General features: G+C 68.7%; 20 protein-coding genes and 2 pseudogenes. 7 read left to right on the top strand and 15 right to left on the bottom strand.

Going from position 1 to position 24,971, the window contains the following annotated elements; all coding sequences use genetic code 11:
• Window positions 1–43: 43 nt before the first annotated feature.
• From ACFUNE_RS05030 to ACFUNE_RS05010, 5 genes are all read left to right on the top strand, one after another.
• Complete coding sequence (locus ACFUNE_RS05030; protein WP_383562330.1) at window positions 44–586, top strand: hypothetical protein; 543 nt, start codon at window positions 44–46, stop codon at window positions 584–586.
• 125 nt (window positions 587–711) lie between these two features.
• Window positions 712–1,218 carry a hypothetical protein gene (locus ACFUNE_RS05025; protein WP_383562328.1) on the top strand — a complete coding sequence of 169 codons (507 nt, stop codon included), beginning with the start codon at window positions 712–714 and terminating at the stop codon, window positions 1,216–1,218.
• A complete protein-coding gene (locus ACFUNE_RS05020) occupies window positions 1,202–1,942 on the top strand; it encodes a hypothetical protein (protein WP_383562326.1) in 741 nt (246 codons plus the stop codon). The genes ACFUNE_RS05025 and ACFUNE_RS05020 overlap by 17 nt, the downstream gene beginning before the upstream one ends.
• A 1-nt stretch (window position 1,943) precedes the next feature.
• Window positions 1,944–2,375 (top strand): hypothetical protein, encoded by a 432-nt coding sequence (locus tag ACFUNE_RS05015; RefSeq protein WP_383562324.1) that lies wholly within the window; start codon window positions 1,944–1,946, stop codon window positions 2,373–2,375.
• Window positions 2,376–2,539: 164 nt separating this feature from the next.
• A complete protein-coding gene (locus ACFUNE_RS05010) occupies window positions 2,540–4,282 on the top strand; it encodes a hypothetical protein (protein ID WP_383562322.1) in 1,743 nt (580 codons plus the stop codon).
• On the opposite strand, the gene ACFUNE_RS05005 is transcribed toward ACFUNE_RS05010, so the two are convergent.
• Entirely contained in the window at window positions 4,277–4,705 is a 429-nt protein-coding gene (locus ACFUNE_RS05005) for an NUDIX domain-containing protein (protein ID WP_383562320.1), read from the bottom strand. The two genes, ACFUNE_RS05010 and ACFUNE_RS05005, sit on opposite strands and share 6 nt — an antisense overlap.
• A gap of 44 nt (window positions 4,706–4,749) precedes the next feature.
• On the opposite strand from ACFUNE_RS05005, the gene ACFUNE_RS05000 reads away from it, so the two are divergent.
• Window positions 4,750–5,574 carry a sugar phosphate nucleotidyltransferase gene (locus ACFUNE_RS05000; protein WP_383562318.1) on the top strand — a complete coding sequence of 275 codons (825 nt, stop codon included), beginning with the start codon at window positions 4,750–4,752 and terminating at the stop codon, window positions 5,572–5,574.
• Window positions 5,575–6,175: 601 nt separating this feature from the next.
• On the opposite strand, the pseudogene ACFUNE_RS04995 reads toward ACFUNE_RS05000, so the two are convergent.
• Both ACFUNE_RS04995 and ACFUNE_RS04990 read right to left on the bottom strand, forming a co-directional pair.
• A pseudogene (locus ACFUNE_RS04995) lies at window positions 6,176–6,854 on the bottom strand (PP2C family protein-serine/threonine phosphatase); the annotation flags it as partial.
• A 611-nt stretch (window positions 6,855–7,465) separates the two neighbouring features.
• Entirely contained in the window at window positions 7,466–7,747 is a 282-nt protein-coding gene (locus ACFUNE_RS04990) for a hypothetical protein (protein WP_383562316.1), read from the bottom strand.
• Window positions 7,748–7,879: 132 nt separating this feature from the next.
• Here ACFUNE_RS04990 and ACFUNE_RS04985 point away from each other — a divergent pair.
• Window positions 7,880–8,353: pseudogene (locus tag ACFUNE_RS04985) on the top strand (flavodoxin family protein); the annotation flags it as partial.
• A 409-nt stretch (window positions 8,354–8,762) separates the two neighbouring features.
• Here the strand turns inward: ACFUNE_RS04985 and ACFUNE_RS04980 are convergent.
• The 12 genes from ACFUNE_RS04980 to dnaK form a co-directional block, all read right to left on the bottom strand.
• Window positions 8,763–10,931, bottom strand: coding sequence for an FUSC family protein (locus ACFUNE_RS04980; protein ID WP_383562314.1), 2,169 nt, complete (start codon window positions 10,929–10,931; stop codon window positions 8,763–8,765).
• Window positions 10,932–11,246: 315 nt separating this feature from the next.
• The gene (locus tag ACFUNE_RS04975) at window positions 11,247–12,368 is read right to left on the bottom strand and encodes a hypothetical protein (RefSeq protein WP_383563029.1); all 1,122 of its coding nucleotides are present in this window, start codon (window positions 12,366–12,368) and stop codon (window positions 11,247–11,249) included.
• Window positions 12,369–12,554: 186 nt separating this feature from the next.
• Entirely contained in the window at window positions 12,555–15,026 is a 2,472-nt protein-coding gene (gene uvrA, locus ACFUNE_RS04970; RefSeq protein WP_383562312.1) for an excinuclease ABC subunit UvrA, read from the bottom strand.
• Window positions 15,027–15,433: 407 nt separating this feature from the next.
• Window positions 15,434–17,188, bottom strand: coding sequence for an FAD-dependent oxidoreductase (locus ACFUNE_RS04965; protein ID WP_383562310.1), 1,755 nt, complete (start codon window positions 17,186–17,188; stop codon window positions 15,434–15,436).
• Entirely contained in the window at window positions 17,188–17,451 is a 264-nt protein-coding gene (locus ACFUNE_RS04960) for a UBP-type zinc finger domain-containing protein (RefSeq protein ID WP_383562308.1), read from the bottom strand. The genes ACFUNE_RS04965 and ACFUNE_RS04960 overlap by 1 nt, the downstream gene beginning before the upstream one ends.
• A gap of 20 nt (window positions 17,452–17,471) precedes the next feature.
• Complete coding sequence (locus ACFUNE_RS04955) at window positions 17,472–17,900, bottom strand: DUF2267 domain-containing protein (protein WP_383562306.1); 429 nt, start codon at window positions 17,898–17,900, stop codon at window positions 17,472–17,474.
• Between the two features lie 54 nt (window positions 17,901–17,954).
• On the bottom strand, window positions 17,955–18,413 hold the full coding sequence (gene trxA, locus ACFUNE_RS04950; RefSeq protein WP_383562304.1) for a thioredoxin: 459 nt from the start codon (window positions 18,411–18,413) through the stop codon (window positions 17,955–17,957).
• Window positions 18,410–21,049: an ATP-dependent chaperone ClpB gene (gene clpB / locus ACFUNE_RS04945; RefSeq protein ID WP_383562302.1), complete on the bottom strand. Its 2,640-nt coding sequence runs from the start codon at window positions 21,047–21,049 to the stop codon at window positions 18,410–18,412. The genes trxA and clpB overlap by 4 nt, the downstream gene beginning before the upstream one ends.
• On the bottom strand, window positions 21,040–21,450 hold the full coding sequence (locus tag ACFUNE_RS04940; RefSeq protein WP_383562300.1) for a chaperone modulator CbpM: 411 nt from the start codon (window positions 21,448–21,450) through the stop codon (window positions 21,040–21,042). The genes clpB and ACFUNE_RS04940 overlap by 10 nt, the downstream gene beginning before the upstream one ends.
• A complete protein-coding gene (locus ACFUNE_RS04935) occupies window positions 21,447–22,400 on the bottom strand; it encodes a DnaJ C-terminal domain-containing protein (protein WP_383562298.1) in 954 nt (317 codons plus the stop codon). The genes ACFUNE_RS04940 and ACFUNE_RS04935 overlap by 4 nt, the downstream gene beginning before the upstream one ends.
• Before the next feature lie 6 nt (window positions 22,401–22,406).
• The gene (grpE, locus tag ACFUNE_RS04930) at window positions 22,407–23,012 is read right to left on the bottom strand and encodes a nucleotide exchange factor GrpE (RefSeq protein ID WP_383562296.1); all 606 of its coding nucleotides are present in this window, start codon (window positions 23,010–23,012) and stop codon (window positions 22,407–22,409) included.
• 7 nt (window positions 23,013–23,019) lie between these two features.
• Window positions 23,020–24,918, bottom strand: a complete 1,899-nt coding sequence (dnaK, locus tag ACFUNE_RS04925) for a molecular chaperone DnaK (protein WP_383562294.1) — start codon at window positions 24,916–24,918, stop codon at window positions 23,020–23,022.
• Window positions 24,919–24,971: the final 53 nt, after the last annotated feature.

Raw genomic sequence — 24,971 nt, 5'->3', positions numbered from 1 at the left:
GCAAGGCTGTCCGTGCACGCCTCCTCCCAGGCCTGGTGCAGCCGTGATTACCTCGACCGCGCCGCCGGCCCAGATCGCCGTCGAGATGATGCAGCAGCTGGTCGAGTCCAGTGGACCGGTCCGCGAGCCGGCTGCCGATATGGCGGACCTCGCCGAAGTGATCCGAACGCTTCTGGCGGTCGAGGCCAGACGCGATACGCGGGTGCGTCTCGGAGGCAACCTGTTCGATGTCGTGATCACCGGTTTCGACTCTCAGGCCCGCAAGGTCGTCAACCGCATGGACGAGCAGCAGAACGGCTGTGGGCCGGTCATCGAGGATCCTGAGGCCGAGTGGCTGTACTGGCTGGTCCCGCCCGGTTCCTCCGCCCGCTGGGAGCCCCACGAGTACGCCGTGTGTCTCGGTGCGCCCCACACGATCACCTTGCCTTCCCTGGACCGCTGCGGGCCCCCTGGCCCGTACTGGCTCCGTCCGTCCGCGAGTGACCGCCTTGTTCCTCTCCAGCCCCTCCGGAACGCCCTCGACGTGTGCCGCCCCGAGCCAACACCGCACGCCGCCCTCGCGGCCCAACTCGGTCTGGCCCCCTGAACTCCGTGCTCGCCGACGCCGTCCCCCTGGACGTTGGCGAGCACGGACCCCCCGCCCTGGTGCCGGCTCCCGGACCGGCTCCGGCACCAGGGCCCGCCCCGCGCAGAGCTGCACCGGAGGATGCTGTGCTGGAGATCGTCCCCGTCGACGAGATCGACGACGACTGGCCGTACTACGACCGCCAGGTACCACGGCGGCGGTTGAGTGCCGGCAGCAGGCTCGCGGCCCTGCGCCGCAGCTTCTTCGAGAGCGCCGTCTCCACGATCGCACCGCACCGCCCCATCAGGGTCTCCACGTACGTGCTGGCCGGGCCCGGCGGCGACGTCGACGCCGAGCACGCTCTCCTCGGTGAGTTCGCCGAGGGCCGGAACTGGCGTGTGCACCGTGAACGCTTCACCGACCAAACACCCGGCGGTCCGACGCCGACCGACCTACGGCCCGAGTTCAGCCGGGCCTGCCGCCACGCGGGAGCCGGTTTCGTGGACGGCATCCTCACGACCAGCCGCCAGGCCATGCCCACCGCCGACGATGCCTACGAGCACTTCCTGCACTGGTTGCACGACCGTCGCGCCTTCATCGCCTACGGACAGCTGACACCCGGAAGGGACCGTGAACATGCCAGCAACGGCTGACAGCGGGCTCCCGGCCCGGGGCCGAGTTCAGCGCTACTGGCGCGGCCTGCACGTCCCGTTCATCGCGACGTGGAGCTTCGAAACGGTCTTCCACCCCCAGGTGATCCGTGCCTCCTACCGCGGGGTGTGGGGCATCAGCTACACCGACGAGCTGGAAGTCGCCGACCGGCGGCACGGCGCCCTGTGGGTGCGCCAGGCAGTCGCGCGCGGGAAGGGGACTCCGGCGCTCGCCGGCGTGCACCCGATGCGCCAGCGCCAGGCCATGGCCCACCTGCTGTGCCAGGTCTGCGGCAACAGCACGTTCGACGAGCACTGGAAGTTCTGGGGCGAACGGCACCTGTTCCTCATGCGTGCTCTCGACCCCGGTCAGGTCATATCGGATGGGGAAACGACAGACTCACCACCCGTCTGTCTCCCGTGCGCGCTTGAGTCCGTCGAGGCGTGCTCACACATCAGGCAAGGGTGGACCGCCGCGCTGGTCAAGAACGCACGGCCGTGGGGTGTCGCCGGTGTCCTGCGCGATCCGGCGACGCTCGAACCGAGTCTCGGCCCCCGCAAACGGCTGATCGAGCGGCCGTTCGGCCACAAGGAATACGCGTGGATCAACGCCGCTCGCGAGCTTGTACAGCTCGAAGGCGTCACCCCCGTCGACCTCCATGAACTCGCCGCCGAGGCGGCGTCCGCAGGTATCAAGATCACCGCCCCGCCTGCGGACGGATGCTGACATGACGACCACCGATGAAATCCTGAAGCGCCTACGGCTCGACCCGGAATGGGCCGCGCAGTACGCGGACCACCTGGTTGCCACGGGCCGAGCGCTGCCGTCATGTGAGCAGCAGGACTACAGGGTTCCCCTCGCCCTGCGGGCTACCGTCCTGGCCCTGCCGTCAGACACCGGCGGGGACGACTACATCAGCTGGTCGAGCTGCCCGTTGCCCCCGAACCACCGCGGCCCGCACTACGCGTGCCTCCGACACCTCGGCGCGGATCAGGTCGCGTGGATCAAATGGCTCGGCCCCCTGAGCACCGTGGTCGTACTGACCGACTGCCCGCATTCACCCGAACCCGACGACGCATGCCCGCTCTTCGCCGGGCACCACGGTCCCTGCCCCGTTGTCTCCCCGGGGCCGGCCGGGCGGCCGCTTCCGCCGTGGTGACCGCACGGCAGTACCCCGCCGACCGCGCTGCTGAGATTCAAGAAGTCCATGTTCCGACGCGTGTGCCAAGTGGCGGTCTTCCTGACTGCCGTCGTCCTCATCGTCACCGCAGCTTCCATCAAGCCCATGTAGCTCTCGGCACCTCCGAGCCTCCTGGAGAATCCATGCTCACAGCTGATCTCACGGCCCTTGCCAGGCAGGTGACCTCACTCCACGGACCGTACGAAGCTGAGGACCTGGCACACACCACGGCGCCAGTGCTGGCCCTGGGAACGTTCGAGCGCGTCGGGTCCAACTGGCTGTCCGACTCGTTGCGCGCAGAGATGCCCCAGCACAACGAACCGTTCCGGCAGCAGCTCAGCAGAAAACACCCGACGTCCCCGCAGAACCGTGTTCCGCTCGAGTTGACCGGGGGTGCCTGGCTCGGTGAGCTGGAGCGGCACCACCTGGCCTGTGCACTGAGCGATCTCTATGGGGATCCGCGGCACCTGGTCAAGGAAACGAACCTCTTCTTCTCCACGGCCACCACGCTCGCGCTCTTGCCCTACTCTCCGGTGCTGGTCCTCACCCGTGCACCGGTCGGAGTGGCCTCCAGCTTTGCCCGCGGACGCCTGTGGAAGCGTTGGAGCTACGGCGAGCGGTATGAGCAGGTCGCGGTGACCGCCCGCTCTGCGCGGTGGCGCGACGAGTTCGAACTGCTGCTGCCGCAGGACGACCCCGAGGAACCCGTCGCGCTGGGGCGCCTGATGGCTGTGAATTCGCTGCTGCTGGCCCGTGCCCTGCAGGAACGAGCCCACACCATCGTTTCGTACGAGCAGCACGTCAAGGACCCCACGGGGACTCTGGGCCGCATCGCCGACCTGCTGGACGTCAACCTGCGGGCCAAAGGTCAGCCGCGGCCCACCAGCCCCACCGTCGCGGACTCCACCTTCGCCACCAACAGGCCCAAGAACGAACTCATCGCCGGCCTGAACCGTCGTACGGCAGAACTAGTGAGCAAACACGCCAACGACACCCTTGGCCGCGCTGCACAGACGCTCGACCCGCAGGTCACCGCGACTGCTGCCGAATGGCTGGCCGGAGACGACCTGTATGAGCTGCACGAACCGGTCACACGTCCGCGCCGGGCCACACGGCCCGCCTCAGCCGGGCAGAAGGTACCGCTTCCCGGCTACTGCCCGATGGCCGGCGTGTCCTGGCGGAACACGCTGGTCACCAACACTGAAATGGCCGACCTGCTGACCATGCTGCGGGTAGCCGGTATGCCGAACACCCAGTCCGGCACGAATCTCCTGCTGTGCCCGATGCCGCACGAACGTGGCGGCCGACTGCGCTTCGATTCCAAGGAGCGGCGATGGCTGGTGAGTCCTGGCTTCGAGGCGCACCCGGCGTACTGGGTCACGTGGGTGGGAGCAGCCGTCATGGCCGCCTGGTCGGGGGCACGCCTGCCTACCCGAGCCGAGGCGCTGGAAGCCAGCCTTGGAGCGCCGCCGGCGCGTAACTGCGATTACGCGATAGGGGACGCGTCCTGCGTCGTCGAGCCAGATCTCGGCGCTGGGCAGGTTCACCACCTGGTGGGGAACCTTCAGATCTGGTGCAGCGACGGCCCCACCCAGGACGCGGCGCGTCCCGAGCAGCGTTTCCTGTTCGGTGCGGCGTGGAATACCCCGGGCACCAGGGCGGCGATCTCTGCGGAGCGGTCGAGGTACCTGCTGGGCTCCTCGCGCGGCGTCGGTATCCGCCTCGTACGCGACCCTGACACTACTCAGGCAACCGGGCTCGGCGCCTGGGAGCTGGCGCACCGCCTCAACGGCTGGATTGATGATCTCGGCGGTCCCGCCCGCTCACTGGGCGAACTGGACCGCCGTTTGGTCACCGCACTGACTGCGGCGGCGCCGAGCTCATAGGCCGATCGCGGACTTGGGGCCCATGTATGAGCCAGCCCCAGGAAAGTCCTCCTGACAGAGCTTCACGAACGTCTCGCTGAACCCCAGGGCGGGCAGGTCGTCGAGCTTGACGAACGCGACCTGCCGAATCGGGCGTGTATCCGCGCCCTCGGTGACGGCCCCGATCTGCCCGCCGATCCGCCGGGCCTCGAAAGTGACGTGAACGACATGAGCCTTGACGTTGTCGCACAGGTACAGCAAGCGCCCGACCTCGACCTCGACGCCCGTTTCCTCTCGCATCTCTCGAACCAGGGCCTCGACCAGAGTCTCGCCGTCCTCGACCTTGCCCCCCGGCAGGCTCCACGACCGCTTGCTGTCCGTGTCCTGGTCCAGAAGCAGGATCGCGCCGTCCTCGATGACGACGCCCGTCACACGTGTATGCATCCCCAGACCGTAGCGCCACCCCACCCGGGCAAGGGGGAACACCGATGAATGAGCGTCCCACCGCGGTTGTCATCGCTGCCGGAGGACTCGGCACCCGCGTAGCCGGCTGGTCCCCGTTCCTGCCAAAGGAACTCCGCCCGGTCCAGGGGCGCCCTGGCCTCCTTCACGTACTCGAGGAGGCCGCCAAACTGGGGGCCGATCGCGCCGTCGTCGTGCACCACCCGTACTACGCCCCGCTCATCGACTGGACCCGGCAGGTTCTCGCTCCCGGCGCCCAGGCCCGATACCGCCAACTCGCCCACCAGCCGGCTGGCCAGCACCCGCTGACCGACCGTATGCAGGTCGACTTCATCGCCCAGCACGGCCGCTACGCCGACATCACCTCAGTGCTGAACGGCGCCGAACACCTGAACACCGGGGACCTCTGTCTGGCCTTCGCTGACAACGTCGACCCCAGCCACACAGCCCTCTCCGAACTCATGGCCACCGCGGCCCCGGGTACCCCGGCAGTTCTCGCCGGTCCGTTCACCCTGCAAGGCGCCAGCAGTCACGGGGTAATCATCTGCAACGGCACAGGAGCAGATCGCACCATGGCGGCCCTGGTCGAGAAGCCTGACCCCGCACACGCCGCGCAACTTGCCGCCGAGCATGGGCCGGACAACCTCCGCCTGCTCCAGGGCCGCGCCCGGCTCACCCCCGACCTGCTGCGCCACCTGACCGCATCCATGCAGCGCACCCCTTCGGAGCCGAAGCTGTCCCTGGCACTCGCCGACTACGCCCGCCACCACGCGGTAAGCGTCGTCACCAACACCAAGTCCATGATTGATCTCGGCATCCCTGACGCTGTCGCACTGACACATAGCGAGTAGGCCGGAAGCCCCCGGCCCCTGAGCGAGCCGCTCGGCTTTCCGTAGTCGCGCACCTCGAACGCGCATGACGCGAGCGGCTACGGCGCAACACCCGCACGACACGAGGAGCACAACCATGACCGTCCTGCCGAGCGATCACCCCATCTGGGTCGAGACCGAAGCCGTTGGCCGCGCGCGAGCCGTACGCACCGCCACCGGAATCTGGGGTGCATGTGGAAGGTGCCGAGGTTCGCAACCACCGACTCCGCGTGCCTGCCTGAGACCCTCGAAGCCGGATTCAGGGTCGGCCTCGACGCTCTTGGCGTCTCCCACCGCATGACCAACCCGCGGCTCTGGGATGCGCTCTCCACGGCGATCCTGGGCCAGGCACGGCCTGCGGACGCCCCGGACGCTGTGGGGGCGTGTCCGGGGCGTCCGCACGGAAGACGCTGCAGCGGAGCCGATGGCAGCTCCTTGCAGAGGCCGGGGCACCGCGGCGTCCTGCGGAACCTGGGCGTGACGTATCTACATGCTCAGGTAGATCTGGAAGCCGGCTTCCGTGCCGAGCCAGAGAATGGCGTCGCTGTCGACGGTGGGCGAGACGAAGAACCGCCTCTCTGCCCTACCGGCTGCGCAGGAGGAGCAGAGCGACGTCGTCTGTGCGCGCGTGATGAAGGTCTGCATGACGGAGAGGCTGTCGCACAGGTCGTCGAGTGGCCGGTCACCGTTACTGCTGAGGACATGAGCAAGAGCACCGATGGAGTCGGTGAGGTCGATGTCAGGGGCTTCCACGAGGCCGTCGGTGTAGAGAGCGAGGAGGGCTCCTTCAGGCAGCGCAACGGTGGTGAGCGGGTAGTCGGCCTCTGTGCAGGCGGATGTCCTGCGCTGGCCAGTTGGAGACGGTGATCGGCAAGATCGATATGGATGTACAGGCAGGAGACGAACAGGTCGGTCTCGAGATCCATGAGCACGCGGTTCGTGCGGGCCAGGACTTCGCCGGGCAGGGTGCCGGCGGTGGCGTGGACGGCGGTGCGGACCTGCCCCATGAGGGCCGCGGCGTTGATGTTGTGCCCTTGCACGTCTCCGATGACGGCGGCGGCAGCAGTGTCGCTGAGTCGGATCAGATCGTAGAAGTCGCCGCCGACATCGACACCGCGGGCAGCCGGCAGATAGCGGGCTGCGACGGAGAGATCGCGAATGGTGGGTAGTGTCATCGGGAGAAGAGCCTGTTGCAGACCGTGGGCAAGGTCGTGCTTAGCGTCGTACAGGAGAGCCCGGTCCATGGCCTGCGCGATGAGCCCTTGCGATCGTCGTCCTGAACGCCCTGCACGGAGAGCAGCAGCGCCCCCTCGAGCAGGAGCTCGGCATGCTGCGGAGAGCCCTGTCCCAGGTGCCAGTGCCTCACCTCACCCACCACTGCTGATCTGGCAGAGCCAGGCACCGATCGCCACCGCCGTTGATGACCGGCAGCGGCTCACAGGCTCGGGGGCACCGGTAGCGGTTCCTCGAAAACGCTACCTGTGCACACCGTGTGGGCACGTCTCTGCCTCGCTCGCCGCGTACCCCCGACCACAGGGTTGCTGGCTCATGTCGCACCGTCCGATCACTCAGCACTCCGGCCACGGTGAGCACCGGCTTCTATCCATCTTGGTTCGTAACCGGTTTCCCAGCCATTCGTTTACCCCGGCGTCGTGGCCGATCAGGCCCCCGAGTCGGCCCGACCTCCAAAATGCCCCACACCCCACGCCGACAGGTGTGGGGCATTCGGCGGGCCTGCTGCGCTCCGTCGTGAGCCTGTCCGGCAGGACACCCATCCTTGCCTCTGGGGCCGGCCGAGGAGGGGTCAAGACGACGTAGGCGTCTGTGCCCCTACCGCCCCGTGGTCAACAGGTCCGATCGCCGCGCGGATCGCTTAGCGCTGGTTGTCGGGCGCGGGGCCGGCTCCCTTACGCACGTCGTGCTCCACGTCGGGGCGAGGCCTACCGGACTCTTTCGCGTACTGGGCGACAGCGTTCTGCCTGTCGCGTTCCAGATCCCGCCACGCCCGCCACGCTGTCTCCTGAGCAACGACCTGCACCGGGGTCAAGGACCCGGCCGAGGGCGGGCCGAACCGCTCCCGCAGTTCCTCGACACGGCCGAGCGCCTCATCCACCGCGCGCTGCTTCTCGATCAACTCTTCCAAGGTGTATCCCACAGCGTCAAACACTAGCTGCGGCCCGCCACCTGACAGCGCTCGTAGCGGATGACAGCGACGCGGCGCACCACGCCGGCTCAAAGACCGGCTGGTCGGCCCCGCTACCCTGTCTCCAGCCGGTGGCTCGAGCGAGCAGAACACGACGTCCGCCCGGGGATCGGGACGGACATGGGCGGCGGCGACGCCTGGCCCGCCATCCGGGAGAAGGTGCTGGCCGCCGACATCCTCCTGATCGCCACGCCGATCTGGCTCGGTCACCCGTCCAGCGTCTGTCAGAGGGTGCTGGAGCGCCTGAACGACGAGTCCTCCGAAACCGACGACCAAGGCCGTCCGCACACCTACGGCAAGGTCGCCACAGTGGCCGTCGTCGGCAACGAGGACGGCGCGCACAGGGTGAGCGCGGACGTCTTCCAGGGGCTGAACGACGTCGGCTTCTCATTGGCGCCCGGAGCCGTCACGTACTGGGTCGGCGAAGCCATGCACGGCACCGATTACCAGGATCTGGACGAAACGCCTGACGCCGTCGCCTCGACCACTACAACACTCGCGGCGAACGCCGTCCACCTGGCCCGCCTGCTGGCCGACCGCACCTACCCGGCGGCCTGACGAACCGGAGCTCGACAGCGGTAGACATGATGCATGACCGGTCCCACCCGGCCGCCCGAGCGCGCTGCGTGCTCGTCCTGGCCCCTCTACGGTCGAGACCGCTCTCAGCGCACAGCGTGACGAGGAACTCTTCACGAGCGTGGGCTTCCCCTAGCGTTCGCGCAATCGGCCGGGCAGAAAGGAGAGCGTCCGGACGCGCGGTGCCCAAGTCCGCCGGGGCTCAGATGGGCTACTTGGTGCGCCAGCACCTGGGCAGTGACACCGCCATGGCCATCTGGTCCCTCGCAAAGTGGCCCGTAGCGAGCCTGGTGGCCATCGTCTGGGCGATCCGCGCACCCAACGCAAAGGACCGCGGGTTCAAGTTCATCTCCCGCGGCAGCCTGCAGGCCTTGCGCTCTCAGAACGTCACTCACCCCCGGTGCGCGGGTTCTGTGCCATCGCTTGCAGCCTCCATGTCCGCCAGCACCCGCTGCTCCTCGCGCACGGAGCCGACGTCGCGCTCCAGGGGGGTGCGGCTTACGGCTGTCGCAAGGTCCTCCAGGGCGCGCTTCTGCAGGTCCGCCTCGCGCCGTAGCGCTGGGCTCCGGGCACCGGCGCCCTCCCACGCCTGGAGAGCCTTGTCCACGCGCCCCCAGTCCGGATCCCTGTGCTCGCGCACGTCGGCTGCCGCCTGCGCCGTGTCCGTTTCCAGGGCCTCGGCGAGCCCCTCCGCCTCGAGAGCGAAAGGGTTGCCGTCCTGCGGGACGCGGTTCTCCATGAGCGTTGCCGCCCTGTCGAACCCTGTGAGTGCCTCCTGTGCCTCCTCCGCCTCACGCGAAGTCAGGCCCCTGGGGCGGACCGGTTCCTGCTTTGCCCGGTCGTATGCCTCCTGCCAGGCGGCACGCGCTTTTCTGCTCGCCAGTTGGGCACTGCGCATGTCGGCACGGCGTTCGCTGGTCGGTTCGGCGTAGTTGCGGAGCACTGCGGCCGCGTAGCGGCCGTTGGCGGCGAGCCAGTCCGCAAGCCGGTCCGGCAGCCGGGGCGTCTCCCATGCAGGGAACACCGCGTAGGCCAGCATTGCCAGGGCTCCGCCCAGCAAGGTGAGTACCATCCGCTCCGGGACTGTCTGTTCCCATGCCTGGCCGCCCATCCCGAGCAGGAAGACGACGTACGCGGCAGTGAAGCACTGGGAGTAGGCGTAGCCGGTACGGATCAGGGTGTACGACAGGCCCGCCGAGACCACCGCCAGCGCACCGAAGACATGAGCGTCCGGGCCCAGGGCCCCCACCACTCCGGTGGCGAGCGCGACCCCCACCAGGGTCCCGGCGAGACGGGCGACCACACGCGCGTACGTCCGGTGGAAGTCCGGACGCATCACCATCACCGAGGCGATGGGTGCCCAGTAGCCGTGCCCCAGGGGCAGCCGGTCGGCGATGAGATAGCCGAGCGTGGCTACCGCCGCCAGTCGAACGGCATGCCGGAAGACGGGCGAGTCGTGGCGGAGCTCGCGACGGACCGCCCGCACGATGACGGGGATCAGCCGGAACATGGTCGGGCGCACCAGGAACTGAACACCCGCGGGGCCGTGCTGCGCGGGCGTCCTTCTGTGCGCATTGCCGCACTCAGCGATCTCCAGCGCCTCACCGAGCAGTGCTGCGAGCCTCTCGGCGGCCTGCCGCGCAGGACCCTCGAGCACCTCGTGCTCGTCATGTCCACGCAGGAGGTCCACAGTCTTGGGTGGTACCTCGACGGGGGTGCCGCGGCGGATCGATCGGGCGGCCGCATCCAACACGTCGGCAGCCGCGTCGAGCAGCTCCCGCGCGCGGTCCCTCCCAGGTCCCTCCGCCGGGGCGCCGACGTCCGGGTCGGCGAGCGCGGCGATGGCCGGCAGAATGCGCTCGGCAAGTCCTCGCGGGCCGTGGAGGACGGCAGGGCGGGTGCGAGCCTGTGACGGCGTGACAGCGGCCGCGTCCCGGGCTGTCATCAAGGGCTCCGGGTCGAACCGGGCGGTCGGGTCGTGCCGGAGCTGGCGGGCGTGGTCCGCCACGGCGGCCAGCGCGTCGGCGAGCGCGTCACGATGCGCCCCCCATCGGCGGATCGGGAACAGCAGGATCAGCACGGCCTGCACCACCCCGCCGAGCGCGATGATCCCGGCGTGCTCCAGGGCTCGTCCGACGCTCGTGGGCAGGGTGATGGTCACCAGCATGCTGCCGACCGTCGTCGCTGCGACGATCCCAGCGGTCGATCCGACGGCCCACGCCAGCCCCGCGACAAAGGTCCACAGGGCCAGCAGCGGAAGGAACGTCACGAGTTGCCCCGCCGCCAGGTATCCCACCAGGGTACTGAGCGCCAGCCCCACTCCGGCGCCGAGCGCGATCACCTTGCGTGGGCGCCAGGTGCGCTGGAAGGTGGCCCCACCCGCGGAGAAGGCGCCGAGGGCGGCAGATGCGGCGAACGCAGGGGAGCCCAGCCATAGCGCCACCCCGACGACGAGTGCCACACCAACGGCCGTGCGCAGCGCGAGCAGGGGCTCCAGCCGCGTCTCCTCGATTTTGAGCCCGGACCGAAGGACTTCCCTGAAGGCCCGCGGCCACGTCATGGTGGTGAGCCCAGCCGGGAGGCCATGCCGGTTCGCGTCGGCCTGGTTCTGGTCCGTCCGTCGTGCGGGAGGACCGCCCACACGCTCCAGAAGCAGGGTGACGGCCGCGGTTCCTGACACAGGGGGTTGCCGCTGCGGACGCCCCTGGCCGAAGGTCCGGCAAGTACCGTGGAGCCGATGGGCTGCTGAACAGTCGATCTGCGCTCCGTCAGCCCGGTCGCCGACCGCACCATCACGTCATCGTCACCGCCGCCGAGGAGACGGGCGTGATTCACCGTCCGCCATCGCCCTCGGCTTCTGTGCGTCTTCGTACAGCTAGCCATCGTGCTCGTCCTGGAGCATGTGGCGACGTTCCTGTTCGCGCTTGGAGTAGGCGGCTGCTCGGATCGCCTCGTCGCTCTCCAGGCCTGATCCCAGCGCGCCGCCCACTGTGGCAGTCGAAGCCACGAACCACGACAACGTCCAGTAGTCCGTTGCGTTCAACGGGTCTCGTGTCATGGAAGCGAACACTTGGTCGTTGAGGATGAAAAGCGCCCACACAAAGTTGATGGCCACCAAGCCCACGTAGCAGACGAGCACCCCGATACCCACGGTCAGGACCGTCGAGACGTTGTAGAGCCGCGCCCTCTGCCGCGCCTCCGGCGAGCCCTGTGCCGAGCGATGCCACAGCTGCGCGTCTACGATCAGCCAACCGATCATGAGCGCCACGGACCCGACCGTGGCGATGATGAGGCGCGGCACGCTCAGAGAGTCGGCCAGGGTCCAGACGGTGGAGTTCACCGTGGCGACGGCTCCCGTGGCGAGCGCGGCCGCCAGGGCTTTCGAAAGGCCTGGCACCAACCGCCACGGCCGGTTGGCGCGGACCATACCGAAGAGAACCCGTAGATAGCCGCGTGGCCCGCTGATGGCGTACCGGAGATCAGCGCTCTCCTCCTCGCCGACCGGGCTCGGATGAACGGATGTGAGACGGCCGTCGAGGGACTCCGGAAGCATCTGCCTTCGTGGAGGCCTCTCGGGGTCGGTGGGCTGCGGGCCCGCCAAGCCGAGCACGGCTTCTTCCACGGCGAGGCGCGCCCTCGTCTGCAGCCGGAAGCCCCCCAAAGAAGGCAGCGACAACAAGGCCAAGCCGTGTTCGTGGCTCATATCCGCGACGAGCCTGCGGCCGTGCAAGTGCAGCGGGAGGTCGGTGAGGGCGACGACGATGTCCCAATTCTCCGCACTGCCACGATCTATGATCCGGCGCATCAAGGCGGGTGGGTCCTCAGTCCCTGAAGTGAAGGGCTCACTGATCACTTCGATGTCGAACCGTCGCCCCTGGCCGGACTTGTCGGCGAGCCGAGCAGGAAGGGTCCGGCTCATGCGCTTCGCAATCTCGGTCGGTGCGTCCGGATCCGCCAGGAGCGCCACGACCGTAACGCCCTGCGACGAGGCTTGCATGACTGGATCCTTCTCGTTGTCTGTCCCCGCGACCGCAAGTGCCCACAGAATGCCCTCGGGGTGGCGCCGGCGCAGCGATGACACGCTGGCTCCCGCCGGCCGGTGCAGGCGGCGCGGCCAGATCTCCTCGCTCTCCCGGTCCGGGGCCTGCTCCCTGTGACCGGTGCTCAGCCGCTCGCGCCCTCGTCAGGAGCCCGCGAGCCGGGCCGCGAGATAGGGAGCGGTGGCGCTGCGGCGGGCCCTCGCGACCTTGGCCGGCGGGCCCGCCGCTACCACCCGCCCGCCCGCGTCGCCACCGCCCGGCCCGAGGTCGATGACCCAGTCGGCGGTGACGATCGTGTCCAGGTCGTGCTCGACGAGGACGACCGTGTTGCCCGCGTCGACGAGCCGGTGCAGCTGTCGCAGCAGCAGTGCGACGTCCGAGGGGTGCAGCCCCGCCGTCGGCTCGTCGAGCAGGTAGAGCGCGTGGCCGCGGCGGGCTCGCTGCAGTTCCGTGGCCAGTTTGATGCGTTGCGCCTCACCACCGCTGAGCTCCGTCGCGGGCTGCCCCAGCCGCAGGTACCCCAGCCCCACCTCGCGCAACGTCTCCAGACTGCGGGAGGCGGCCGGGACGGCGGACAGGAACCGGGCAGCGGCATCGACGGACAGCCCCAGCACGTCCGCGATGTTCTTGCCACGGTAGGTGACCTCCAGCGTTTCGGCGTTGTACCGGGCTCCCTGGCAGGTCGGGCACGGCGCGTACGTGCCAGGCAGGAAGAGCAGTTCCACCGCCACGAATCCTTCGCCCTGGCAGGTCTCGCACCGCCCTTCGGGCACGTTGAAGGAGAACCGCCCGGCCGAGTAGCCGCGCGCCCTGGCCTCGTCCGTCGCCGCGTACAGCTTGCGCACCGCGTCGAACATCCCCGTGTACGTGGCCAGGTTGGACCGGGGAGTCCGGCCGATGGGCCGCTGGTCGACCCGGACCAGCCGGTCGAACGACTCGACCCCCGACGCGTCCTGGACATCGACCTCCAACTGTGCCTCGTCGGGATCGTCGGGTACAAGTCCGAGGTGGCCGCGGACGACCTCCGCCAGCACCTGCGTCACCAGCGTCGACTTTCCGGAACCGGACACGCCCGTCACCGCCGTCAGCACACAGAGCGGTACGTCGACGGACACGTCGTGCAGATTGTGGCGGGAGACGCCGCTCAGGTGCAGCCAGCCGTGCGGTCTGCGCGGGCGGTGATCGAGCGGCTCGGCGCGCCCGAACAGGTACTGGCTCGTTGCCGACTCCCCCACCCGCTCAAGACCGGCGACCGAGCCGCTGTACAGCACGCGCCCGCCGCCCTCACCCGCGCCGGGGCCGATGTCGACCACCCAGTCCGCCCGCCGTACGACGTCCATGTCGTGCTCCACGACGAACAGCGAGTTTCCAGCCTCCTTCAGGCGGTCCAGCACGTCCAGCAGCGGTTCCACGTCAGCCGGGTGCAGGCCCGCGGAGGGCTCGTCCAGGACGTAGACGACACCGAACAGCCCCGATCGCAGCTGAGTGGCGATCCGCAGGCGCTGCGCCTCGCCCGGCGACAGGGTCGTCGAGCGGCGCCCGAGGCTGAGATATCCCAAGCCCAGGCCGAGCAGTACGTCGACCCGTGCGACCAGATCGCCGCAGATCCGGACCGCGACCTCGGTCGTCTCCCCGGATCGGGCGGTCGACGTGGTGGCGTCGGCCTCGGACCGCCCCGCGACGGGCCGCAGCAGCGCCACGACCTCGGTGAGCGGCATAGCGTTGATCTCGGCGATGGAACATCCGGCGAAGGTCACGGCGAGCGCCTCGGGCCGCAGCCCGCTGCCGTGACAAACCGGGCAAGGCACACTCCTGACGAACCGGAGCGCCCGTTCGCGCATCCTCTCGCTCTTGGAGTCGGCAAGGACGTGCATGACGTGCTTACGGGCGCTCCAGAACGTGCCCTGGTAGCCGTAATCGACGCGGTCCTCCTCCGGCTCGACGTACACGGAGGGCTGCTCGTCCGTGTACAGCAGCCAGTCCCGGTCCTTCTTCCTGAGCCTGCGCCACGGCCGGTCGATGTCGATCCCCAGGCCGCTCACGACACTGCGCAGGTTGGCGCCCTGCCAGGCACCCGGCCAGGCGGCGATCGCCCCCTCGCGGATGCTCAGCGAGGGGTCCGGGACGAGCAGCTCCTCGGCGACATCGTGCACGACGCCCAGTCCGTGGCACTCCGGACAGGCGCCGGCCGCGGTGTTGGGTGAGAACGACTCGGCCTCCAACCGCGCGGCCCGGGGCGGATACGTGCCGGCGCGGGAGTACAGCACGCGCAGCAGATTGGACAGCGTGGTGATGGTGCCGACCGTCGAGCGCGAACTGGGCGACCCGCGTCTCTGCTGCAGGGCCACGGCCGGTGGCAGCCCGGTTATTTCCTGCACGTGCGGCGCACCGACCTGTTGCAACAGCCTCCGGGCGTACGGTGCTACGGACTCGAAGTAGCGCCGCTGGGCCTCGGCGTAGAGCGTGCCGAACGCGAGCGAGGACTTACCCGAACCGGAGACACCGGTGAAGGCGACCATCGCGTCCCGCGGAACGTCTACATCGATGTTCCGAAGGTTGTTCTCGCTGGCGCCCCGGACATGCACGAAGGGGTCGGTCGCGTTCTTGTCCACCATTCCTGGGTACCTGATCGCGCCGGGAACCGCGCGATGGGCGCCGTCACCGGGCCTCGCCGACACGAGCGTCCTGAGTGTCCCGGATCCACTTGCGATACACGACCTTCCAGGTGTTCGTGCCGTGGCGCTAGGTCACATGAGTCCTGCCGTTGTGACGACCATGGCTCCGTAAGACACCCTGCCTGGTGGCTCGTCGCCCGTTCGCCACGCCGTCCGTCCGGTGCCACAATTGCTGCATGCGCCGACGCGGACCTGCGCCGACGAGCGCTGCGACGAGTGCCTGGAGAAGTGAGCGGATCACCCGCGCCTGCCGCCGGGGTCGGTGACCCGGTCCGAGATGGGACCTACGCCGGGGCCAGGCAGAGTACCTGCGGGTTCCGTTCGGCGACTGCAACGCGCGGTTTTGATCAGCGCCATGTCACGGACTGGCCCGTCACTGGTCGAGGCCCCTCCGGGCCTGCGGTGCGGACCAGGTTGCCGGCATTTTCCCGATGCTCGTGCACGAGGCGGATCGCCATGGAACCTTCACCGGTGGCCGAGGCAACTCGTTTGACCGAGCCGCTCCTGACGTCGCCGGCTGCGAAGACCCCGGGAAGGCTGGTCTCCAGCAGCAACGGACCACGGCCGAGCGAGTCCCATCGGGTCGCGTCGGCAGCAGCCTGGGCGTCAGCCCCCGTCAGGACGAAGCCCTTCTCGTCCAGGGCGAGCACGCCCCTCAGCCACTCCGTGCGCGGGCGAGCCCCGATGAACACGAACAGCGCGGCGGCCTGCAGCGTGCGGCGCTCACCATTTTTGTTGTCCTCGACGCTCAGCGACTCCAGTTTCTCCTTCCCTGAGGCGCCCCGGACTTCGGTGTGGAGCAGCACCTCGATCTTCGGGTGCCGTTCCACCTGGTCCACCAGGTAACGCGACATGTCCGCGTTGAGGTCGCTGCCCCGGACGAGGAGGTGGACTCCGGACGCGTGGTGGGCCAGGAACAGCGCCGCCTGCCCGGCGGAGTTGCCCCCGCCGACAATGGCGACCGGATCTGCCTCGCAGAGACTGGCCTCGTGCACGGTCGCCGCGTAGTAGACGCTGATGCCCTCCAGACGGTCGATGCCGGGCACCTCGAGCCTGCGGTAGCGGACACCTGAGGCGAGCACCACGGCGTCCGCCCGGACTTGAGACCCGTCCGTGAAGGTGACTACGTACTCGTCGTCCTGCGGGACGAGCCTGTTGACCTGGGCCGGCACCATGAGGCGGGCACCGAATTTGTGGGCCTGGAGCACCGCGCGTTCGATGAGCTCGCCCCCGGAGATGCCCGACGGGAAGCCGAGGTAGTTCTCGATGCGGGATGAGGTGCCTGCCTGGCCTCCGGTGGCCACAGCGTCGACGGAAATCGTGGTGAGACCGTCGGAGGCGCCGTACACGGCTGCGGCGAGTCCTGCGGGGCCCGCGCCGACCACCATCACGTCGCACTGGGCGGCCTTCGCCGTGGGGGCGGGCAGCCCGATGAGCCTGGCGAGTTCGGCGTTGCTCGGATTGCGCAGCACCCGCTCGCCCTTCCAGAGGACCACCGGAGTTTCCTCGGGGCGGATGGAGAACCGACGCAGCAGCGCCTCAGCCTCCTTGTCCCTTTCCAGATCCAGCCAGCGGTGGGGCAGCCGGTTGCGAGCAGCGAACTCGCGCAACCGCAGCGTGTCTCTCGAGTAGCACGATCCCAGGATGCGGAAGCCTGCGCCGATGCCGATGAGCAGATATCGTCTGCCCAGATAAGCGCGGAGGATCAGGTCGCCGAGTACGGGGTCGCGGCCGATCAAGGTGCGTTGGCGCTCCACCGGTACCGCCAGGATCTCACCTGCCTCACGCACAACGGCGGTGTCGAACGCCGCCTGCCCCTCCAGCATCCCCAGTTCACCCAGGAACCTGCCGGGTCCGTGTGCCGCCATCGTGCGCTCTTCCGGCCCACCGTGGTCCTGAAGGACCTCGACGGTCCCGCTGAGGATCGCGAGGAACTCCTGGAACGGCTCGCCCTCCCGGTACAGCACTTCACCTTCCGTGGTTCTGCGGCGCTCACCGTGCGCGGTCAGGTCCTGAAGCTGTTCCGGTGTCAGGCGCGGGAACGCCCCGTACCGGTCCGGCGTCTCGCGGACCGCACCGTTCTTGTGCGGGGAAGTACTCATCAGACCAAGGCCTCGTGGACGTAGCACCAGCGCCAGTCCTCTCCCGGTTGGAAGGACTGCACGATGGGGTGCTCGGAGCTGCCCGCGTGTCGTCGGGCGTGTTTGAGGGGTGAGGAGTCGCAGCAGCCGACGTGCCCGCAGGTGAGGCAGAGCCGCAGGTGCACCCATGGGGAATGCTCCCGTAGACACTCCTCGCAGCCTTGCGGGGTACGCGGCGTGACTGGCCGCACCATTGCCAGGTGCGGGTCCGGAATCGTTGCCATGACGTTCTCCTCTCGTGGGGCTACGGCAGTACGGCGGCCAGCGAGTTGGGCAGGCCGGACTTGAGGTGATCCCACTCCCCTTCGCTGACGTAGCGCTTCAGAGCCTCCAGCACGGTCCGCACGACCGTTTCGATGCCGCCGTCCACCGCGTAGGGAAAGTCGTCCCTGACGCGCTGGAAAAAGCCCTCGCCACTGAGTTTCACCGGTGTCCCAGACGGCTTCCATCCGTCGTAGTAGACGCCGCGGATCAGAGTCGGAAGCTGCGCCCCCAGGTGCACCGCACCGTCGACGGAGAGGCGGTCCCGTAGCCGGTGCAGGACGGCACGCAAAGCGGCGTACGACTGTTTCCGGCGTTCCTTGGGCCAGCCGTTGGCTTCCTCGATGTCCCTGAGGAGCCGATTGGCTTTGTCCACCATGGTATCGAAGGAGGAGAATGTCGTTTCACTCATTTCATGGCTCCTTTCGTTACCGGAAAGCCCTTGTGGTGGCCGGGCCATGCCGACTCACCGACCCGCGGTGGTCTGCCGTCCTTCCAGGGCCTGTTCGACCCACTGACGCAGGACGTGCGCGGGTGCCGCACCGGCCTGTCGGGCGACCGTCTCGCCCTGGTCTTGGACGAGGAGTGTGGGCACTGCTTGGACTTCGAAACGCCGGCTGACTCCTGGGTTCTTGTCGATGTCGACCTTGACGAGCTTGATCCTTCCGGCGAGGTCGCGGGCGACCTGTTCGAGGGCGGGGCTGACCATGCGGCAGGGGCCGCACCACGTGGCCCAGAGGTCGACGACGACGGGTTGGACGGCCTTGTCGGCGACTTCGGTGAAGTCGTCGTCACCGGCGTCGACGACCCAGGGCAGCGGCTGCTTGCAATGGCCGCATGTGGGGCGTCCCTCGGCGGCGACAGGAATGCGGTTGTCGCGCCCGCAGTGCGGGCAGGTCACCGTCGTTGTACGTGTGGTGTTCACGCTGCCCTCGCTTCCCCGGCCTCTTCCTGCTGGTCGTAGGTGACCACCAGCTCTCCGTGTTCGGCGTCGACGCGAACCGTCGCGCCGTCCTGGACGTCGCCGCGCAGAAGGGCGCGCCCGACCAGCGTCTCGACCTCGTGGGAGATGTACCGCCGCAGCGGCCGGGCCCCGTACACCGGGTCGTAGCCCTGGTGGGAAATCACTTCTCGGGCCGCACCGGTGAGTTCTACGTTGATGCGGCGGTCCGCCAGCCGCTGACGCAGTTCGTCGAACTGCAGCTCCACGATACGTTCGATCTGCCGCTCACCCAGCGGCTTGAACAGCACGATGTCATCGACGCGGTTGAGGAACTCCGGACGGAAGTGCCCGCGCAGCTCACCCATCACCAGGGCGCGGGCGTCAGGCTTGATCTCACCCTCGGCTGTGGCGCCGTCGAGGAGGTGCTCGGAGCCGATGTTGGACGTCATGATGATCACGGTGTTGCGGAAGTTGACGGTGCGGCCCTGAGCATCGGTGATGCGGCCGTCATCGAGGATTTGCAGCAGGGTGTTGAAGACGTCGCTGTGTGCCTTCTCGATCTCGTCGAACAGCACAACCGAGTACGGCTTGCGGCGTACGGCCTCGGTGAGCTGGCCGCCTTCCTCGTAGCCGACGTATCCGGGTGGTGCGCCCATGAGCCTGCTGACGGTGTGCCGCTCCTGGTACTCACTCATGTCGAGGCGCACCATGTTCTCCTCGGAGTCGAACAGCGCCCGGGCGAGAGTCTTGGTCAGCTCGGTCTTTCCTACGCCGGTGGGGCCCAGGAAGATGAAGGAACCGATGGGGCGGCGAGGGTCGCGGATGCCGGAGCGGGCACGGATGATCGCGTCGGCGACGAGCTGGACGGCCTCGTCCTGGCCGACGACGCGCTCGCGAAGGATCTCGTCGAGGCGCAGCAGCTTGTCGCGTTCACCCTCCTGCAGGCGGGCGACCGGGATGCCGGTCCAGGCGGCGACGATCTCTGCGATCTCCTCTTCGGTGACCACCTCGCGCAGCAACCGGTTCTGTCCCTGCCTGGTGGCCAGCTGCTCCTCCTCCGCTGCGAGTCGGCGCTCCAGATCCTGGAGGCGGCCGTATCGGAGTTCGGCGGCGCGGTTGAGGTCGTAGGCGCGTTCGGCCTCCTCCGCCTCGTGGCGGACCTGCTCCAGTTCCTGACGCAGTTCCTGCACACGCCGGATCGCCTGGCGTTCGGCCTCCCACTGGGCGTGTTTGGCGTCGGCTTCACCGCGGAGGTCGGCCAGTTCCTTGCGCAGCTCCTCCAGGCGGGTTTTGCTGGCGGGGTCCGTCTCCTTGGAGAGGGCGGCTTCCTCGATCTCCAGACGCGTGACGCGGCGGGTGATCTCGTCGAGTTCGGCAGGCATGGAGTCGATCTCGGTACGCAGCCGGGCGCATGCCTCGTCGACGAGGTCGATGGCCTTGTCGGGCAGGAATCGATCGGTGATGTAGCGATGGCTGAGGGTGGCGGCGGAGACCAGCGCGGTGTCCTGGATCTTGACGCCGTGGAAGACCTCCAGGCGCTCACGCAGTCCACGCAGGATGGAGATGGCGTCCTCGAGGCTGGGCTCGTCGACCAGGACCTGCTGGAATCGTCGTTCGAGCGCGGCGTCCTTTTCGATGTGTTTGCGGTACTCGTCGAGGGTGGTGGCGCCGATCATGTGGAGTTCGCCGCGGGCAAGCATCGGCTTGAGCATGTTCCCCGCGTCCATGGCCCCTTCGGCGGCGCCCGCACCGACAACGGTGTGCAGTTCGTCGACGAAGAGCAAGATTCCGCCTTGCGCAGCCTTGACCTCGCTGAGCACGGCCTTGAGGCGTTCCTCGAACTCACCTCGGTATTTGGCACCGGCGACCAGGGAACCCATGTCGAGGGCGAAAACGATCTTGTCGCGAAGGCCCTCAGGGACGTCGCCGCGGACGATGCGCTGGGCGAGGCCCTCGACGATGGCGGTCTTGCCGACACCGGGGTCGCCGATGAGGACCGGGTTGTTCTTGGACTTGCGGCTCAGGATCTGGGTGACGCGGCGAATCTCGGCGTCCCGGCCGATGACCGGGTCCAGCCTGCCTTCCTTGGCCTCGGCGACGAGATCGCGGCCGTACTTCTCCAGAGCCTCGTAGGCCACCTCGGGATTGGCGGAGGTGACGCGCTGATTGCCGCGGACCTGGGTGAGCGCGCCCAGGAACGAGTCCCTCGTGATCCCTGCCTGGTTGAGCAGACGTCCGGCGGCTGTTGATGTCCCCTCTTCAGCCAGGGCGAGCAGGAGGTGCTCCACGGACACGTACTCGTCCTTGAGGCGTTTGGCCTCCCGTTCAGCGGCGTCGAGCAGGCCGGCGAGGCGCTGAGTGACGAAGACCTGGCCTGGTGCCGCACCGGGGCCGGTGACCTTCGGGCGGCGGGAGAGTTCCTCGCGCACGGCCGCGCGCAGTTCCTTCGGCTCGGCTCCGGCCTGTTGCAGCAGCCGTGGGATCAGACCGTCCTCTTGATCGAGGAGTGCGAGCAGCAGGTGTTCTCCGTCCACTTCGGTCTGCCCCATGCGGCCGGTCGCGGTCTGGGCCTCCTGGAGGGCTTCCTGGGATTTCTGTGTCAGACGGTTCATGTCCATGGGGGTGTATCACTCCTCGTGCCGCGGCCACGCAGGGCGGTTTCGAGCAGGCTGATGCGGTCGAGCAGGTCGAGCACCAGGCCGATGGATGCGTAATTGAGGCAGAGTCCGGAGCGCAGCCGCTGGATGCGGGCAAGTACCGCTGGGGCACCGGGGTCGAAAACCAGGTGGCCGACGGCATCGCGTTCGGCGTCGACCAGCCCGAGGGCGACGAACCGGCGGACCAGATCAGGATGGAGACCCGATCGACGGGCCACGGCCTCCAGGGAAAGTCTCGGGGCGGGAACGAGCGCATACCGGGCAGCCGTCGAGGCGGTGGCGACGTGGGTGACGGGCTGTACCGGACGGTCGCCTGCACCGGACCGGCCGATGCCTGCCGCTCCCGTGGGTCGGTCATTCATCGCGTCCTCCTGGGGTCGAACGAGGAGGTCGCGGCGAGCTCCTCGAACAGTTCACGCTCCCGGTCGCCAAGCGCGGGTGGCACCATGACGCGGAGTTCGGCGTACAGGTCGCCGTTCGCACCGCGCGGGTTCGGCATGCCCTCGCCTCGCAGCCGCAGCCGACGGCCGCTGGACGAGCCGGCAGGCACTGTGACCTTGGCTGTGCCACCGCTGGGGGTGGGCACCGGCACGGTCGCACCCAGGGCCGCCTCCCAGGGGGTGACCGGGACCTGCACGTGGACATCGCGGCCGTCCAGCCTGAACTGAGGATGGGACTGAATCCTCACCCGCAGGTGCAGGTCGCCCGCGGGGGCGGAACCACTGCCTCGCCCGCCCTCTCCCGCCAGACGGATGCGCTGCCCGTCGGTGACGCCCGGCGGGACGTCGACCTCGTAGCGCCGCGGCTGACCGGTGGGTCCGGCGAGTGTGACGGTACGGCGGCCGCCCTTGTACGCCTCCTCGACGGTGAGCGGCAGTTCGGCCTCCTGGTCGGCTCCCGGTACGCCTGCGGAGCCGGCGCCTGCGCCGAAGAGCGAGCCGAGCAGGTCCTCTATGTCCACATCCTCGGCTGAGAAGTCATCGCCGAAGCCGGTGGTGTACCGGACGCGGGGGCCGCCCGCGCCTGCGGTCTGCCGGGTACGGAATCCGCCGCCCGCTCCGGCCGCGACCCGGTCGTCGAAGTCTTCGGGGATCTTGCGGAAGTCTTCGCCGAAGCGGTCGTAGCGCGCCCGGGTCTTCGGGTCGGACAGGACGCTGTATGCCTCGTTGAGGTCCTTGAAGCGTTCCTCCGCCGCCGGGTCCTTGTTGACGTCGGGATGGTGTTTGCGGGCGAGCTTGCGATAGGCCTGCTGGATCTCGTCCTGGCTCGCGGTCCGCGACACTCCGAGCACGTCGTAGAAGTCCCGTGCCATGACTGATCACTCCCGCTTCGCGACAGTCACGGTGGCGGGCCTGAGCTGCCGATCGCCGTCGCCGTATCCCGGGCGCAGCACCTGTACGACGGTGCCCGGCTCGACGTCGGGGTCGTCGACGACGCTGACCACCTCGTGCCGGGCCGGATCGAAGGCCACGCCGGTCTCCGCGTGCCGCGGGTAGCCGAGCAGTTCGAGGACGTTCACCGCCTGGTCGCGGACTGCCCGGATGCCCTCCACGACCGCACCTGAATCGGCGTCGGCGTGGGACAGGGCGAGCTCGAGGTTGTCCAGGACGGGCAGGAAGGCGGCGGCTGTACGCGAACGCTCGACCGTCCGCTCCCGCTCCAGTTCCCTCGCGTGACGCTTGCGCAGGTTGTCGAGGTCGGCGAGCGCGCGCCGCCAGCGGTCCTCCAGTTCCTGCATCGCGGCCGTGTGCTCGTCCACCGCGGGTGCGGGGCCGGCTGCCTCGGGTCCCGGTTCGTCGTTCGTCGCTTGCGGCCGGGGCGGCGGGCCAGGTTGAAGCGAGTCTTCGTCCGGAGGGCGTACGGCGCCTTCCGGGGCCGGTTCGACCGACGTGGCCCGTTCGGGTTCTTGGGGGTGGCGGGGCATGGCGGCCTCAACCCTTGTCGAACTCGGCGTCGATGACATCGTCGTCACCGTTGCCACCACTCGGGGGAGCGCCGGTGGCGGCGTCCTCGCCCGGGCCTGCCGTGGCGGTGGCACCCTGCTGGGCAGCCAGTCCGGCGAGGACCTGCTGGAGTTCGGAGGCCAGTGGCCGCACGCGCTCCACGCCCGCCTCTTCCTTGACCGCCGCCCGGGCATCGGAGACGAGCATCTCGGCCCGTGCCTTCTCGTGCGCGGGGGCTGCGTCCCCCAGTTCGGCGAGGCGCTTCTCGACCTGGTACGCGACGGCGTCGAGCTCGTTGCGTGCGTCTACGGCCTCGCGGAGCTCTCGGTCCTGGCCCTGGTTGCTCTCGGCCTCCTGCACCATGCGCTCGACCTCACCGCGGTCCAGGTTGGAGCTTTCACTGATGGTGATGCCCTGTTCCTTGCCGGTGTCCCCGTCGCGCGCCTTGACATTGAGGATGCCGTTGGCGTCGATGTCGAAGGTGACCTCGATCTGCGGTTCGCCTCGCGGCGCCGGCCGGATGTCGGTGAGCTGGAACCGGCCGAGCACCCGGTTGTCGGCAGCGCGCTCACGCTCACCCTGGAGGACCACCACGTCAACGGCCGGCTGGTTGTCCTCGGCGGTGGAGAACGTCTCGGTACGCCGCACCGGGATGGTGGTGTTCCGCTCGATGATCTTCGTCATGACCCCGCCGCGCGTCTCGACGCCCAGCGACAGGGGGGTCACATCGAGCAGCAGGACGTCCTTGACCTCGCCCTTGAGCACCCCGGCCTGGATCGCGGCGCCCAGGGCCACGACCTCGTCGGGGTTGACGCTCATATTGGGGTCCTTGCCGCCGGTCAGCCGGCGCACCAGGGCCTGGACCGCGGGTATGCGTGTGGAGCCGCCAACGAGGATGACCTCGTCGAGGTCGCTCTCACCGACCTTGGCGTCGGCCATTGCCTGCTGGACCGGCTCCAGGCACCGCTCCACGAGGTCGCCGGTGATCTGCTCGAATGTGGACCGCATGACGGAGTCGGTGAGGTGTTTGGGGCCCGCAGCGTCTGCGGTGATGAACGGCAGGCTGACCTGCGTCTGCGTCACAGAACTGAGCTCGGTCTTGGCCTTCTCCGCCGCCTCGAACAGTCGTTGCAGCGCCTGCGGGTCATTCCGCAGGTCGATGCCGTTCTCCTTCTGGAAGCCGTCTGCGAGATGGTCCACCAGACGCCGGTCGAAGTCGTCGCCGCCCAGGTGGCTATCCCCGGCAGTGGAACGAACCTCCACCACGCCGTCGCCGACATCGAGGATGCTCACGTCGAAGGTGCCGCCGCCCAGGTCGAAGACGAGGACGGTCTCGTGCTCCTTCTTGTCCATGCCGTACGCGAGGGCGGCCGCCGTGGGCTCGTTGATGATCCGCAGCACCTCCAGACCCGCGATCCGACCGGCGTCCTTGGTGGCGGTGCGCTGGGCGTCGTTGAAGTAGGCGGGCACGGTGATGACCGCCTCCGTCACGCGCTCCCCCATCTGCTTGGAGGCGTCGTCGGCGAGCTTGCGCAACACCTGTGCGCTGATCTCCTCAGGCGCGTACAGCTTGTCGCGGACCTTGAAGCGGGCCGCCCCGCCGTCACCCTCGACGACGTCGTACGCCACCGCTTTCGCCTCGTCGGAGATCTCGTCGAAGTGCCGGCCGATGAAGCGCTTGGCCGAGTAAATGGTGCCCTTGGGGTTGAGGATCGCCTGGCGCCGGGCCATCTGGCCCACCAGGCGCTCGCCGGTGTCGGTGAAGGCCACCACGGACGGTGTCGTGCGGTTGCCCTCGGTGTTGGGCACAACGGACGGCTCGCCGCCCTCCCATACGGCGATCACCGAGTTGGTTGTGCCCAGGTCGATGCCTACTGCCCTGGCCATGAGGGACTCCTCCCGGTACTGCGGCCTGCGCCGACTCTCCGGTTAAGATTCGT

The organism is Streptomyces sp. NPDC057287 (assembly GCF_042667905.1).
GTDB lineage: Bacteria > Actinomycetota > Actinomycetes > Streptomycetales > Streptomycetaceae > Streptomyces.
This window is presented reverse-complemented; position numbering and strand designations above follow the sequence as displayed.

Excerpts from the sequence above, each read along its gene's own strand:
- ACFUNE_RS05020 (WP_383562326.1), top strand. The coding sequence starts at position 1,202 with ATGCCAGCAACGGCTGACAGCGGGCTCCCGGCCCGGGGCCGAGTTCAG.
- ACFUNE_RS05015 (WP_383562324.1), top strand. The coding sequence starts at position 1,944 with ATGACGACCACCGATGAAATCCTGAAGCGCCTACGGCTCGACCCGGAA.
- ACFUNE_RS05010 (WP_383562322.1), top strand. The coding sequence starts at position 2,540 with ATGCTCACAGCTGATCTCACGGCCCTTGCCAGGCAGGTGACCTCACTC.
- ACFUNE_RS05005 (WP_383562320.1), bottom strand. The coding sequence starts at position 4,705 with ATGCATACACGTGTGACGGGCGTCGTCATCGAGGACGGCGCGATCCTG.
- ACFUNE_RS05000 (WP_383562318.1), top strand. The coding sequence starts at position 4,750 with ATGAATGAGCGTCCCACCGCGGTTGTCATCGCTGCCGGAGGACTCGGC.
- ACFUNE_RS04980 (WP_383562314.1), bottom strand. The coding sequence starts at position 10,931 with ATGACGTGGCCGCGGGCCTTCAGGGAAGTCCTTCGGTCCGGGCTCAAA.
- ACFUNE_RS04975 (WP_383563029.1), bottom strand. The coding sequence starts at position 12,368 with ATGCAAGCCTCGTCGCAGGGCGTTACGGTCGTGGCGCTCCTGGCGGAT.
- uvrA (WP_383562312.1), bottom strand. The coding sequence starts at position 15,026 with ATGGTGGACAAGAACGCGACCGACCCCTTCGTGCATGTCCGGGGCGCC.
- ACFUNE_RS04965 (WP_383562310.1), bottom strand. The coding sequence starts at position 17,188 with ATGAGTACTTCCCCGCACAAGAACGGTGCGGTCCGCGAGACGCCGGAC.
- ACFUNE_RS04960 (WP_383562308.1), bottom strand. The coding sequence starts at position 17,451 with ATGGCAACGATTCCGGACCCGCACCTGGCAATGGTGCGGCCAGTCACG.
- ACFUNE_RS04955 (WP_383562306.1), bottom strand. The coding sequence starts at position 17,900 with ATGAGTGAAACGACATTCTCCTCCTTCGATACCATGGTGGACAAAGCC.
- clpB (WP_383562302.1), bottom strand. The coding sequence starts at position 21,049 with ATGGACATGAACCGTCTGACACAGAAATCCCAGGAAGCCCTCCAGGAG.
- ACFUNE_RS04940 (WP_383562300.1), bottom strand. The coding sequence starts at position 21,450 with ATGAATGACCGACCCACGGGAGCGGCAGGCATCGGCCGGTCCGGTGCA.
- ACFUNE_RS04935 (WP_383562298.1), bottom strand. The coding sequence starts at position 22,400 with ATGGCACGGGACTTCTACGACGTGCTCGGAGTGTCGCGGACCGCGAGC.
- grpE (WP_383562296.1), bottom strand. The coding sequence starts at position 23,012 with ATGCCCCGCCACCCCCAAGAACCCGAACGGGCCACGTCGGTCGAACCG.
- dnaK (WP_383562294.1), bottom strand. The coding sequence starts at position 24,918 with ATGGCCAGGGCAGTAGGCATCGACCTGGGCACAACCAACTCGGTGATC.